Below are 13,960 nucleotides of genomic sequence, written 5' to 3'. Positions count from 1 at the left end.
AAGTATCGTAAGCGACATCATTCGACAGGTGGGATCATCCGGGTGGCTTCAACAAACGAATTCAAGCTCTTTCGGCTGACATGGCCGATCTTTCTGGAGCTGTTCCTCTTCATGATGCTGGGTATGGCAGATACGTTCATGCTTAGCGCAATTTCGGACAACGCCGTTTCCGGCGTGGGTGCGGCAAACCAGTTTCTATCCATTGCTATTCTGATTCTGGAGGTCATCGGCAACGGAGCCTCCATTGTGGTGGCGCAATACCTTGGTTCGAGAAACCGGGAAGAGGCGGGCCGCATCTCCGCGCTCGCCGTGAGCATGAACCTGCTGGTCGGGCTTTTGATCAGCGTGGTCTTTTTCTTCTTTCATAGTTCCATGCTTCAAGCGATGAATGTGAGCGGGGAGATTCTGCAGTATGGGGAAAGCTATTTTGCCATTGTGGGCAGTGCGATCTTCCTTCAGGCGGTCTTGAACTCTTTCTCCGCCGTCATTCGGGTGCACGGGTACACCAAGGAAGCGATGTTTGTGTCGTTCGGGATGAACGTGTTCCACGTCATCATGAACTACTTCCTGATCTTCGGAAATGGGTTTTTCCCGGAGCTTGGCGTGGAAGGAGCGGCAATCTCCACGATGCTGAGCCGTTTCCTGGCGCTCTTGGTCTTCATCTGGTTGTTCTATCGCGTGATGGAGTGGAAGCCGCGGTTTGTGGACTATTGGCAGTTCTCACGCGAGCGCATCAGCAAGATCGTTAAGATCGGATTGCCGTCTGCGTTCGAGCAGATCATTTACCAGGCTTGCCAGATGACGTTCCTCTTCTATGTGACCTTCCTCGGTGCGGAGGCGATGGCGGCTCGCCAGTATGCGGCGAATCTGTCGCAGTTCATCTATCTGTTCGCCATGGCGGTGGCGATGGGGACATCGATCATGGTAGGCCGCTATGTGGGGGCAGGCCGGAAGGATGACGCCTATGTACGGGTATGGGGAAGCGTGAAGATTGCGCTCATCGGAACTGTGATCATGGTGGGGGCAGCCATCCTGTTTCGGGAGTCGTTCATGCGGCTCTTCACGAAGGATTCGGTTGTCATCGAGATGGGCGCGCAGGTCATTCTCTTGAGTATCCTGCTGGAAACGGGCCGTGCGATCAACATGGTCATCATCAACTCTATGCGCGCGGCGGGCGACGCCTCCTTCCCGGTGTGGATGGGCCTTTTATCGATGGTTGGGATGAGCTTGCCGCTCGGCTATCTGCTCGTGTTCCAATTGAACCTCGGCCTTGCCGGGGTCTGGCTCGCCATCGCGGCGGACGAGTGGACGCGCGCCGTTATCATGTACTTCCGCTGGCGCAGCCGGAAGTGGGAGAATTATGCTCTGGTGACTCCCGAGAGTGCACAAGCGACTCATTAATCGGCATGACTGTACGTAAAAAAACCAGCGACTGCAATCGGTTTTTAGACCGACTGCAGTCGCTGGTCTTGCTATAATACCGCAAGGAACGTGATACGCGAAAGATTGCATGCAACGAAGTTCCTGTGCAGCGGTGATCGGATATCATCCTCTTAGGCTGGCTTATTGGTTGGAGCGTCCGGCTCGGACGTTGCATGAACACGGATTCATTACGATTCCCATTAATACTGATGTCAAGTATATTGACGCGATTTGCTGATTGATATTATAATGAGGAAAAATTATGCTTATGCGTTATGAAATGTAACATGTGAGGCGGTGCTATGAGCCGAAAGCTCCCTTCCGTTCGAGTGATGTGTGAAGAGCTCACCTGCTTGACCGCGGATGATATTCCGCTGGTGGAACAACTCGCGTCCCAGTTGGACACGATGGCTGATCTTGCCCAAGGCGATGTGTTCATCGATTGTCTCGGCAAGGACGATCAAGTGGCCATTGTTATCGCGCATGGCAGGTCATCCTGGTCGCCATCCCTCTACCAAAAGAATGTGGTTGGTGCAGTTGCCCTTCCGGTGAACGAGCCGGGTGTGTTCGAAGTATTTCGCACGGGACATCCGGTAACGGATGCGCGGGGATTGTCCCAAGAGGATGTGCCGATCCGTCAGCGGGTCGTTCCGATCCACGGTCCATCGGGAAGCGTAATCGCCGTTTTGATTCAAGAGCAAGACATAAGCGAGCAGGTAAACCGAGAGCGGTGCATCGCTTCCCTTAAACAATCCAATGCCTATCTGATGGAAGTGCTGCTGGAAGAATCGCTCGCGATGAGCGGGATTCCCGATCTGTTTGAGGAAGGCATCGTGCTTGTGGACCATGAAGGAGCCATTCGCTACGCGAATGAGCGGGGCAGAGCTCTTCTGGAGTCCAATCGGGCGATCGTTGTAAATCTGTCCGAACAGGAGGAAGAGCTGAGGTTCGGCTCAAGGGTATATACCCGAAGATTGGTTAAGCTGGAGCGTAAGGGGAAGCTGGCAGCGAATGTTGTGCTGCTGCGTGATCGAACGGATGTCGTGGATAAGGAACGGGAGCTCCGCGCCAAATCCATCGGCCTTCAGGAAATCCGACATCGAGTCGAGAACCAGATGCAGACCATCATCAGTATGCTCAGGCTGCAGCAGCGGCGTCAGCAAGACCCGAATGTATCAGCCGCTCTTGAAGAGAGTCTGCATCGGATCGAAGGGGTTGCGAGCATTCATCGCTTCCTCTCTAAAGAAGGGTCAGGGCGGGTGGAGGCGGGCCGCTTGATAAGTGAGCTTCTGACGGAAGTGTCGGAAGCTATGCTGGCACCGGATCATTCGCTGGCTCTTCAACTGGAGGTATCGGAGGTATTCATGGAAGCAAAGCCTTTTGCTTCCCTCGCCTTGATTGTGAACGAGCTTTTGCAAAACACCGTGAAGCACCGGGATGGCAACGGAGCCATCACCGTCATTTTTCGAGAGGTCGAGCAGATAGGCGAGTTGATTTGGGAGGAGCGGTTCCTCGCTCCAGCTTCCACTTTCGTGACTGGAGACATCGGGGATCGCGATCAAAGCTCCTCTGTTGAAGGAACGGGATCGCTCGGCTTCACTTTGATCAGGCTGCTGGCAGAGGAAACACTCGAAGGGAAGGTTTGGCACGAGCTTTCTCCCGGCATGCTGAGCTTAACGCTCACATTTCCGCTTAAGGAGCTGGAGTTGGATGGGTGTTCCGGCGATGGTTGTCGATGATGAACCGATTATTCGCTTGGATGTGAAGGAGATTCTTCTTAAGGCGGATTATGGGGGCGTTCTGGAAGCCAGAAACGGTGATGAAGCGTTACGGCTTGCTTATGAGCATCGACCGGAGTTAGTCATCATGGATGTCCATATGCCCAAGCTGAATGGACTTCAGGCATCGCGGCAGATTCGCAAATGGTACGATCCGGTGATCATCCTGCTGACTGCTCATTACCGCAAGGAGTGGTGCGTGAGCGCCAGAGAGGCGGGGGCTTCGGGGTATGTCACAAAGCCATTCACGGAAGGCGGACTCCTGATGAGTGTGGAGATCGGCTTTGAGCAGCGTCGCAAGCTGCGTGAGCTGGAAGGCGACGTGGCCAGGCTGAAGGGAAAGATGGAGGAGCGCAAGATCATCGACAGGGCCAAAGGAATCTTGATGAGTCGATGTCGCCTTGATGAAGCAGAAGCCTATGCGAGGCTTCGCGGCCGGAGCATGTATGAACGAACCAGCCTGGTAAAAACGGCGGAAGCCGTCATCATGGATTTTGAGAATGGGATTGTCTAAGGAAGTGAATAGCAAAGACAAAGCAACGACGCTTTGATCTGATAGAGCAGGAGCTCGCCCGTTGGGTGCGCTTGGTCTGTCGGTTCAAGGCGTCTTTCTGTATTCAACGACAGAGAGGAGGAGAAGCGAGTGGAGGAAACGCTGACGAGTGTAGGCATTGACCTTGGCACAAGCACCACAAAGTGGATTTTGTCGAAGCTCACGCTGACACGCACCTCGGGAGGCTTTGCACTTCCTCGTTATGAGATTACGAAACGGGCGATCGACTATGAGAGCCCGATCTATTCGACTCCGCTTCTTGGAGATGACGAGATCGATGTTCCGGCAGTTGTTCGTTTGTTGGGAGAGGAGTATGCGAGAGCAGGGCTGTTGCCGGAGATGGTGCAGACAGGAGCGATCATTCTGACAGGAGAGACGGCCTCTAAGTCGAATGCCGAAGGGCTTGCTCATGCCCTCGCTCTCCATGCGGGGCAATTTGTCGTTGCAACCGCAGGGGCGGATTTGGAATCGCTGCTGGCTGGCAAAGGCTCTGGGGCGGAGCGACGCTCGCTGGAGACCGAGGGGCTGATCGCCAACGTCGACATAGGCGGAGGAACGGCCAATACGGCCTACTTTCGGAGAGGAAGACTCGTTGCTACCGCGACCTTCCATATTGGCGGGCGGCTCGTTCGAGTGGATGAGGAAGGCCGGGTGCAGTATATCTCCCCCGCTATTCGGAAGTGGGCGGGAGGAACGGGGAAGAAGCTTCCTGGACTGGGGGATTCCGTCCGTTTTGAGGAGCTGGACGACCTTTGCCGAACGCTAGCGACCACTCTTTTGCTTTCGGTGTGCGGCACTTCGGATGCGCTTGTACGTGCAGAGCCGCTCATCGTGGGTGCCTCGGTTCAGAATCTGCCGCAGCCAGATGAAATTTGGATATCCGGCGGTGTTGGCCGTTTGATGGAGGCTCCCCCTCCCGAGAGCGTACAGGCGACTGCCAAGTATGGCGACATCGGCCCGCTCCTGGCCGCTGTGTTGGCGAGGATTGGGAAGGAATGGCCGGTGCCGGTACGCGTTGCGGAGCAGTCAGTCCGGGCTACTGTCATCGGGGCAGGGACGCAGACGACAGAGGTGAGCGGAGCGACGATGTATTACAGTCCCGGGCTGCTGCCGCTGCGCAACATTCCGGTCGTCATCTGCGAATTGCCTCCTGAGGCGGAAGTTGGGGCGGATGATGTACGGACACTGAAGGAGGCGCTGGGTGGAACGGTTGCCCAGGGCGTCTCGATCTATGCTGAAGCTGGATCTGATCCGCCTTTTGCTCTCTGTCTGCGGTCGTCGGGAGCCTGTTCGTATAGGCGGTTGCAGCGCATCGCGGAGGGCTTGGCAGAAGCCTATGCGTTGCCGATGCTGAGGGATCGAGCCATGCTGCTCATTTGTGAGAGCGATATGGCGAAAGCACTCGGTCACCTTTTGCTCATCAAGCTGAAAGAACCGCAAAGACACAGGCTGATTTGCCTCGATCAGTTGGTTCCTCAAGAGGGAGATTATCTGGATGTAGGAGAGCCGATCAAGGAGGATGTCATCCCGGTCGTGATCAAAAGCCTCCTTTTTCAGGAGTGAGAACTCTACTTATTTCGCATCAGAGCTGTAAACATCCTGTGCTTTTAGGAGAGAGGGGAAGGCATGAAACTTCATACGGCATTGAGAGGAAGGGACTATCGATTCCGGGATTTAAAGGAGTTGCTGGCCAAGGCGAATGAAGAGAAGTCTGGAGACAGCCTGGCCGGAATCTCCGCAGAGGATATGACGGAGAGAATCGCGGCCAAATCATTGCTGGCGGACTGCCTCCTGTCCGAGATCCGGAGCGGGTCGCCACTTCCCCCGGAGATCGATGAGGTGTCGCGGGTAATCGAAGAGGGAATTGATGAAGTGGTGTTCTCCTCGATTCGTGGCTGGTCAGTAGCGGAGCTGCGGGAGCACATCCTGCGAACGGAGACGACGGGAAGCGAGCTGCTTCGGCTTGGCCGGGGAATGACGAGTGAAATGATCGCGGCTTTGTGCAAGCTCATGTCGAATCTCGACCTCATTCAAGCTGCATCGAAGATGGAGGTGATCACGACTTGCCGAACTTCGATCGGGTACCGAGGAACTCTCGCTTCCCGGGCGCAGCCGAACCACCCGGCCGATCATGTCATCGGAATGAAGGCCTCGCTGTTTGAAGCGCTCGCTTATGGCATAGGGGACGCCGTCATCGGAATCAACCCCGTCAGCGATACGACCGAATCGATGAAGGCGCTCCTGCACGCCACTCAGGACGTCATCACCCACTGGAGCATTCCAACCCAAAATTGCGTGCTGGCTCATGTCACGACACAGATGCGTGCCGTCCGAGAGGGTGCGCCGGCGGATCTGTTGTTTCAAAGCCTGGCTGGCACCGAGGAAGGAAACAAGGGCTTCGGCATCGATCTGGCTCTGCTCCTGGAAGCGGACGCCTTGATTCAGGAGAAGGGAACCGCTCCTGGGCCGAATCGCTGGTATTTTGAAACCGGGCAAGGGTCGGAGCTGTCCTCGAATGCTCATTTCGGCATCGATCAGCTGACGCTGGAAGCGCGCTGCTACGGGCTTGCCCGCCGGTTCAATCCGTTCATTGTGAACACGGTGGTCGGCTTTATTGGTCCGGAGTATCTCTATGACAGCAAGCAGGTCATCCGCGCCGGACTGGAGGATCATTTTATGGGGAAGCTGCACGGGCTTCCGATGGGTGTCGATATCTGCTACACGAATCACATGAAAGCAGACCAGAACGATATGGAGAACCTTGGGATCTTGCTGGCAGCGGCAGGAGTCAACTTCGTCATCGGGGTGCCGATGGCGGATGACTGTATGCTGAATTACCAGTCGGCGAGCTATCACGATATTGCCTCTATCCGCGAAACGCTGGGGAAACGTCCGGCACCGGAATTTGAAGCTTGGCTTGGGGAGATTGGGATCATGCAGGACGGAAGGCTGACCAAGGCGGCTGGAGATGCAAGGCGGTTTCTTTATTAAAGAACACGGTAGATCTTAAGCATGTCAGAGTGCTGGCAAGGAGGAGGGAGCGAGATGAGGGAACACGACACTATGGCGGGCGAGGATCGTTTTCGGGAATGGATGCAGGATACGCCTGCTCGGCTAGACGTAGGGCGAACGGGGACGCGGCCGTTGACGAGGGAAATGCTCAAGCTGCGCCTGGATCACGCGGAGGCGGTCGATGCGGTATACGGGGTGGTGAAGGAGGAGACGCTCGCTGAGTTCGACTTGTTTACCGTCGAAACCCGATATCGGGACAAGGAGCATTATCTGTTGGTTCCCGATAGCGGGCGAGTGCTGACCGAGGCAAGCGAGAAGGAGCTGGGGGAGCGCTGTATCCACAGGCCCCAGGTACAGATCGTCGTCTCGGATGGTCTGAGTGCAAAAGCCATCGATGACAATCTAGCTGACGTGCTGCCGGCCCTTCGCGATTCTTTGGCTGCGAACGGACTGCAGGAGGGGACGCCCTTTTTTGTCAAGGGAGGAAGAGTAGGGGTTATGGATGACATCGGTCGAGTGCTTGCTCCCGAGGTGCTCGTTCTGCTCATCGGGGAGCGCCCCGGGCTCGTGACAGCTTCTTCCATGAGCGCTTATATGTGCTACCGTCCAGCTCCGGGCCGAAAGGACTCCGATCGGATGGTCATCTCCAACATCCATGCGAGCGGAACGCCTCCGATTGAGGCAGGAGCCCATATCGGTACTCTGCTGCGGAAGATGGTGGAGCAGCAGGCGAGTGGCGTAAAGCTGATCGTTTGATCGGCATCAATGACATAAGAGAAGGTTCGGTAAATGGAGTTGTGAGCTGAAGAAGCTATCCGTCTGCGGCATAGCAGGTTGTAGACACCGTGTCCGCTTGAGCTGGAGTACCTTCCTTTCGAGGTAACTATATGAGGACGAGGAGAGGACGTATCCGATGGAAAACAAAGTCTTGCACAAAACGCTTAAACCGATCCATCTTTGGGCGATCGCGGTTGGAATGGTGATTTCGGGGCAATATTTTGGCTGGAATTACGGATTCAGCGAGGGGGGAGTGGTCGGCATGTCGATCGCAGCTCTGCTCGTGACAGTGTTTTTTGCTTGTTTCATCTTCAGCTATGCCGAGCTGTCTACCTCTATCCCGAATGCTGGAGGACCGACGGCTTACGCCTCAAGAGCGATGGGGCCGTTCGCCGGGTACATCACCGGCATTGCCTGTCTGATGGAATTTGTCTTTGCTCCACCGGCCATCGCGGTATCCACAGGGGCATACATTCATTTTCTGATTCCATCGGTCAGTCCGGTTCTGATCACCACCGCAATCTTTGTCCTGTTTATTCTGATCAACATGGTCGGCATCAAGGGGGCTGCCTTGATCGAATTGATTGCGACGATTATCGCTCTTGTCGGGTTGGCCCTGTTCTATGGAGCGGGCTTGCCGCATGTGGAGCTGGAAAACCTGATCCCAGCGGAGGCGTCCCCTGTAGCGCTCAGTGGGGTGTTGGCGGCGGTTCCTTTTGCCATATGGTTCTTCTTGGCGATCGAAGGTGGAGCGATGGCCGCTGAAGAAGTGGAGAACCCGCAACGGGACATTCCGCGAGGCTTCATATCTGGTATTCTGACCCTTGCGGCGGCTACCGTTCTGACCCTCCTGGTCACTGCGGGGCTGGGCGGTGGCGAGGGCAAGCCCGCCGATTATCCGCTGCCGCAAGCACTCAGCAATGTCTACGGAGAAGGAAGCTGGATCGTTGTTGCGGTCACGCTGATCGGTCTCGTCGGACTAATCGCTAGCCTGCACGGCATTATCATCGGGTACTCCCGGCAGACGTACGCCCTTGCTCGCGACGGGTACTTCCCGAAATTTTTATCCAGGCTGAACCGCAAAGGGGTCCCGGTATGGGGGCTGGTCATTCCCGGTGCTATCGGGGTCATCTGCGCAGGCTCGGCGGCGTTTGCCAGCGCTCTGATCGAGCTTGCTGTTTTCGGTGCCGTGCTCATGTATTGTCTGAGTATGATCTCCCTCTTCATTCTGCGGATTCGGGAGCCCCGCTTGGATCGCCCGTTCCGTGTGTTGTACCCGGTGATCCCCGCGATCGCTCTCGTTCTCGGCGTCTTGTTCCTCTTCTGCGTCGTGAGGTACAGCATGCTGGTGAAGGTACTGCCGATTCTAGGTGTGGATGTTCCGTTGTGGGCGGTGGTCGTGCTCGTCTACGCCGTTGCGTTCCTCTACTATGCTGTAAAAGGCAGACATTCCGTCGCCGCGGAGTATAAGGTTGCTGCCGTGGATTAGGTGTCGAAAGGTAGTGCGTTGTATATAGCTGCAAATCTGAGAAGGTGATGATTTGCAGGAGATGGACGGCAGCCTAACCCGATATGAAAGAAGACAGCGACTGCATTCATGGCTTAGAGAGTGTGTTTTCAAACACGCTCTAGGCCGATGCAGTCGCTGTCTTTGTATGGATGCAGGTGGATACGCGATACGTGGATTACTTGCGGAGGACTTCAAGCAGACGAGCGGTTTTTGCCTCCGGCAGTTCGATGGTGAGCACTCCTGCGGTTCGGTTCCATGACCAAGCCACCGGCTTGGTAGAGGGATACCCGGTCTTTACCTCGATCTCGGAGCCGACGAGCTCAGGCAGAGGCAGCCGGACACAGCGGTCGTCACCGGAGATATGCCAGACGGCGACATAACGCTGCTCCCCGTGCTTCAGGCCGAGGCTGATCCACGGGTCTTCGGCTGTCGGCAGCCCGAGGGGCCAGAACGGAAGAGCTACAGGAATGTGATGACGGATGGATTTGTAATAGTCGAGCGCTTCCTTCACAAGCTCCAGCCGATGCGGGCTCAGCTCCGCCAAGTGACCGCTTTGATGCACCCGCAGAAGCAGCGCGTTCACCATGTTGAAGATGACTTCCTCGTCATCGCCTTCGCGGAGCGGATACGACCAGACGGCGGCTTGCTCGGGAGTCAAGGCGACGGGAGCGGTCGCGGCGATCTGCGCATACTTGATGTAATCGTCCTGGTCGCTGGTGGATTGAATGCTGTGGCGGCTCAGCATGCCGTAGTCGATCCGCATGCCGCCGCTGGAGCAGTTCTCGATGATCAGCTGCGGATAGCGGGCAAACAGCCGGTCCAGCCAGGCGAGATAGGCGCGGTTGTGCTGCAGCAGACCGTCGCCGAAGCTGTCCGCATTCGTCTCCGTGCCGATACCGGCGTTGATGTTGTAGTCCATCTTGATATACCCGACGCCGTAATCCTCGACCAAGCGGCGCAGGACTTCATCGGCATGGGCGACAACGGCAGGATTGCGGAAATCCAGCTGGTAGCGGCTGCGGTCTTTGACGCGTTTGCCGTGGCGCATGAAGAACCAGCTGTCGTCCGTCTCCGCCACCTTCGGGCTGTTGATGCCCATGACCTCGACCTCCAGCCACAAGCCGGGAATCATGCCCTTGCTGCGGATTCGGTCCATCAGGAATTTGATGCCTTCAGGGAAACGTTCAGCGGAAGGAAGCCATTCGCCGACTCCGTCCCACCACTCACCAGCCGAGTACCAGCCGGCATCGATGCAGAAATACTCGCAGCCCGTTTCTGCCGCGGCGTCGATAAGCGGAAGAAGCTTCTCGGTGGTGGGGTTGCCCCACAGGCAGTTCATGTAATCGTTGAAGATGACTTGAAGGTGTTTGTTGTCGTCATTGGGCCGGCGAATTCTCCTCCGATAAGCGGTCAGTTCGGCGGCTGCGGCTTCTGCTCCGCCGTAAGCTGCGCCAACGGCAACCGGAACCGTTTCGAAGCGATCGCCGGGCCGGAGCGTCTTGAGCCAATGATGGTCATGCTCGTTCGGTCCGCTGACAAGAAGGGACAACTGGTCGAATTGATCGAACATTTCCCATTGCCAGGAGCCATTGTGATCGATCTGCCAGTACAGACAAGTGCCGGTTTCGCGGTTTTCCAGCAAAGCCATGGGGATGAATTCGGCCGCTGCCCAGGAACCTGCGCTCGACAAGGCGATGCGGCGAGAACTGCGGCTTGTCAGCTGCGACAGGCCAAGCTCGGGCAGCGTATAGGTCCGCCACTGCATTTCGGATTGCCAGCCGTTATACAGGTACGAGATGGCCATCTTGTCATCGCGCCGGCTTACGCCTTCCTTAGCGAGTCCGGTGAGGGCGAAGGAGGAGACATATTCCACGTCGAGATCGTTCTCTCCATGGTTGATCAGCTCCGTCCATGAGCGCATGATGGCGACTCCATCATAGAATTGATAGTGCAGGATAGCGGCAAGGTTCGTTTGCGGATCCCGAAGCGTGAGCTCCAGCTTGCGTCCCGTCTCATTGCGGCTATCTCGGTGGTTCTCGTATTTCATCCGCAGTCCCGGGTAGGAGGCTCGGTGAAGCTGTCCATGATATTCGGCGCGGTCTTCACCCGACACTTGCAGCTCCAGAGCGCGGAAGCCTTGACGGGCGTCCGGCTTGATCTGGGATTCATCAAGAGGGGCTGCTCCTGCGTGCAGCAGAAGCACATCTCCGTCCGGTTCAACGGAAAAGACGAGGTGGATCCCATTTTCTTCAACAAGGATGGATTTACTCATGAAGCGTTTACACTCCTCTTTTGAAAGCATGTTGTTAGTATATTTGTTAGCTTGATAATCCTAATGTAAACTAACTGATTCCGAAGGTCAACGTAGGATTTATTATGGTTTTCGAATGCAAGCAATCGGATAGGGAGATGGCATGGAAAATAGAAAAGGATTGCTCCACAGCGCTTCGGCAGCGCTGAGAACAACCCTTGAGGGTCACTCTCGATAAAAAAGGAAGGAGAGAAATCGTAATGGTTATGCGCTGCATCCCTAGAATATCCCTTGGTCGCGTATGTAATGTGCAGCACCTGCAGTATGGGAGACTGACTTAGCCGTCAGCGATGCTGTGGTACGGGTGCTCGCCCTTACAGTACGTGGGACGGAAATTAGCCGTCAAGGTTGTTGCTGCCCTTCCAAAACGGCGATGGGCTTAGCCGTCAGCATTGCTGTGGCTTAAGTGCCGAGGTCTCACTCTGCCTGACTGGTCTACTTATCGCCAGATGGTGACTCTTCTTTCTGAAGGAGATTCCATGCCAGCAATGCGGCTCCGGCTGCGGCATCAAGCTTCGCGGGAGCGGAGCGCAGGGAGGGGAGAATCGCTTGAAGCTGGGTTTCAAAAGCCAAACGAACATAGGAATTCTTCAGCAGCACACTGCCCGCCATCGCGAGTGTACCCTGCTCAAGTCCTAACCGATGGGCGAGAGGAACCGCCAGCTCAACAAGTGAAACGGCGCTTCGGTTTGCGATCTCCAGCGCGGTTTGATCCTCCTGCGCGCAAGCCTCCGATAGAAGAGAGGCGAGTGCGGCGATTTCTTTTTTGCCGGTTGTGGGGCTGTAGACGAAGCCGACGATCTTCTGGGCGGTGGTGAGACCATGTCGTTCCGCCAATAATGCGGTGATGGCGGTAGCGGGTCCTCGGCCGTCCGACGCGCGAACTGCCGCTGCGAGCAGATCCCGGCCGATGCTGTAGCCGCTGCCCCCGTCATCGATGAGATGACCGAAGCCGCCGGTCCGACCCGATTGTCCTTTCGCATTTTGTCCGAAACAGACCGAGCCGGTTCCCGCGATCAGAATCATGCCTTCCGAGCCCTCCAACGCTCCGTAAAACGCGGTTTCATGATCCCCGACAATCCGCAAACCTCCAGAATACCCCAAGCCTCGGATGACAGCCGCCAACCGTTCGGGAACTGCCGGATTGCTGACTCCAGCGGCACCTACTGCGATCTGACGGATGGCTTCCAAGCTGCCGCATGCGGATGCAAGCCCGGCCATGATGCTGCCGAGACTCTTTTCCACATCCTCCGCTTTCCGTCCATTGTAATTGATGCCATCCGCTTCGAATTTGTGTACCGTTCGTCCGCTTTCATCTAAGACGGTCACGGCTGTCTTCGTTCCACCACCGTCCAAGCCCACTGCATACCACACGTCTGCCATCCTCCTACAGGTTCACTCTTGATGATACAGCCCAATAAGACAAATCCTTCTTCAAGGATAAAGGTACATTAATAATAAAGATGATAAGCTTTCTTCTTTTCAGCAAAAGCTTCGCTCTCTGCGCGGAATTGCTCCAAGATCGAGTCTGCAGAAAGGGTTTCGTCGCGAAGCAGGCGGTCTCCTCCCAACAGGTCGATGAAAGGCCGTGCGCCTTCCCGGATCGGCGATAGAAAGGAAAACTCCTCATTTTGCCGCCGGATCACGTCCAGCAACCGGATACCCGTCTCCACCGGGCGAATGCTGCGGGCGTTGGTGACATGAAGCTGCACTCCTTTGCAAGCCGCGCCTTGATGCTTGGAGAAGGACGGCTTAAAGTAAGCAGGGCGGAAGTACACGCCGGGAAGCTTGAAGCGGTTCATTTCAACTGTCAATCGCTCCGCATCGAGGAAGGGGGCGCCGATCATCTCGAAGGGAAAGGTTGTGCCTCTGCCCTCGGACAAGTTCGTTCCTTCGAACAGACAGGTTCCGGCGTACAGGAGCGCCGTTTCGAACCGGGGGAGCCCGATGGAGGGATGCAGCCAGAGGCGACCGGTATCCGGGAATAGCATATCCCGCTCCCAGCCTTCGCATCGCGCGATATGGAGATCAGCCTTCAAGCCCATCTGCTCATTCGCCATCATGGCGAACTCTCCTACCGTCAGACCGTAACGGATGCATAACGGATAGTTCCCGACGAACGAGCGGTAGTCATCCTTCAACAGATTGCCTTCGACGGCAGTGCCTCCGAGCGGGTTCAACCGGTCCAGCACGATAAAAGCTTTTCCGGCCTTGGCGCAGTCTTCCAGTGCATAGAGCATCGTGTAGATGAAGGTATAATAGCGGACTCCCACATCTTGAATATCATAGACGACCGCGTCGACTTGCTCCAGCATCTCGGTTGTCATCCGCTTGGAGTCCTTGCGGTACAGGCTGTAGACAGGCACGCCGGTTATCTCGTCGGTATAAGTTTCAACCATACCTCCGGCTTCCTGATCTCCGCGAACCCCATGCTCAGGAGAGAAGAGCGCCGTCAAGTGGTACCGTTCGTTTAACAGTTCAATGGTCGAGACAAAATCCGTTGTCCTCCCGGTTGGCGAAGTGATCAACCCGAGGCGTTTTCCTTTAAATAGAGGGTCATAGGCAGTGAGGCAGTCGACTCCGTTTCGCACCATGGC

Annotated in this window: 10 protein-coding genes; 7 read left to right on the top strand and 3 right to left on the bottom strand. The window is 56.0% G+C overall.

The features are described from left to right. The first annotated feature begins 42 nt into the window (after positions 1–42). From BN2684_RS10260 to eat, 7 genes are all read left to right on the top strand, one after another. Entirely contained in the window at positions 43–1,401 is a 1,359-nt protein-coding gene (locus BN2684_RS10260) for an MATE family efflux transporter (protein WP_234340211.1), read from the top strand. A 323-nt stretch (positions 1,402–1,724) separates the two neighbouring features. Beyond that, positions 1,725–3,161 (top strand): sensor histidine kinase, encoded by a 1,437-nt coding sequence (locus BN2684_RS10255; RefSeq protein WP_058302074.1) that lies wholly within the window; start codon positions 1,725–1,727, stop codon positions 3,159–3,161. Beyond that, positions 3,133–3,714, top strand: coding sequence for an ANTAR domain-containing response regulator (locus BN2684_RS10250; protein ID WP_058302073.1), 582 nt, complete (start codon positions 3,133–3,135; stop codon positions 3,712–3,714). Before BN2684_RS10255 ends, BN2684_RS10250 begins: the two co-directional genes overlap by 29 nt. 129 nt (positions 3,715–3,843) lie before the next feature. Further along, positions 3,844–5,316, top strand: coding sequence for an ethanolamine ammonia-lyase reactivating factor EutA (locus BN2684_RS10245; protein ID WP_058302072.1), 1,473 nt, complete (start codon positions 3,844–3,846; stop codon positions 5,314–5,316). A 63-nt stretch (positions 5,317–5,379) separates the two neighbouring features. Next, positions 5,380–6,744, top strand: coding sequence for an ethanolamine ammonia-lyase subunit EutB (locus BN2684_RS10240; protein ID WP_058302071.1), 1,365 nt, complete (start codon positions 5,380–5,382; stop codon positions 6,742–6,744). Positions 6,745–6,798: 54 nt separating this feature from the next. Continuing rightward, a complete protein-coding gene (gene eutC, locus BN2684_RS10235) occupies positions 6,799–7,521 on the top strand; it encodes an ethanolamine ammonia-lyase subunit EutC (RefSeq protein WP_058302070.1) in 723 nt (240 codons plus the stop codon). Positions 7,522–7,678: 157 nt separating this feature from the next. Next, positions 7,679–9,031 carry an ethanolamine permease gene (eat, locus tag BN2684_RS10230; protein ID WP_058302069.1) on the top strand — a complete coding sequence of 451 codons (1,353 nt, stop codon included), beginning with the start codon at positions 7,679–7,681 and terminating at the stop codon, positions 9,029–9,031. 196 nt (positions 9,032–9,227) lie between these two features. On the opposite strand, the gene BN2684_RS10225 is transcribed toward eat, so the two are convergent. From BN2684_RS10225 to BN2684_RS10215, 3 genes are all read right to left on the bottom strand, one after another. Further along, positions 9,228–11,324, bottom strand: a complete 2,097-nt coding sequence (locus BN2684_RS10225) for an alpha-galactosidase (protein ID WP_058302068.1) — start codon at positions 11,322–11,324, stop codon at positions 9,228–9,230. 474 nt (positions 11,325–11,798) lie between these two features. After that, entirely contained in the window at positions 11,799–12,737 is a 939-nt protein-coding gene (locus tag BN2684_RS10220; RefSeq protein WP_058302067.1) for an N-acetylglucosamine kinase, read from the bottom strand. Between the two features lie 77 nt (positions 12,738–12,814). After that, the gene (locus BN2684_RS10215) at positions 12,815–13,957 is read right to left on the bottom strand and encodes an exo-beta-N-acetylmuramidase NamZ family protein (protein ID WP_058302066.1); all 1,143 of its coding nucleotides are present in this window, start codon (positions 13,955–13,957) and stop codon (positions 12,815–12,817) included. Positions 13,958–13,960: the final 3 nt, after the last annotated feature.

It is taken from the genome of Gorillibacterium timonense, from assembly GCF_001457415.1.
In the GTDB taxonomy this organism is placed as follows: domain Bacteria; phylum Bacillota; class Bacilli; order Paenibacillales; family NBRC-103111; genus Gorillibacterium; species Gorillibacterium timonense.
Note: the sequence above shows the minus strand (reverse complement) of the source record. Positions and strands in the feature narration are given on the sequence as shown.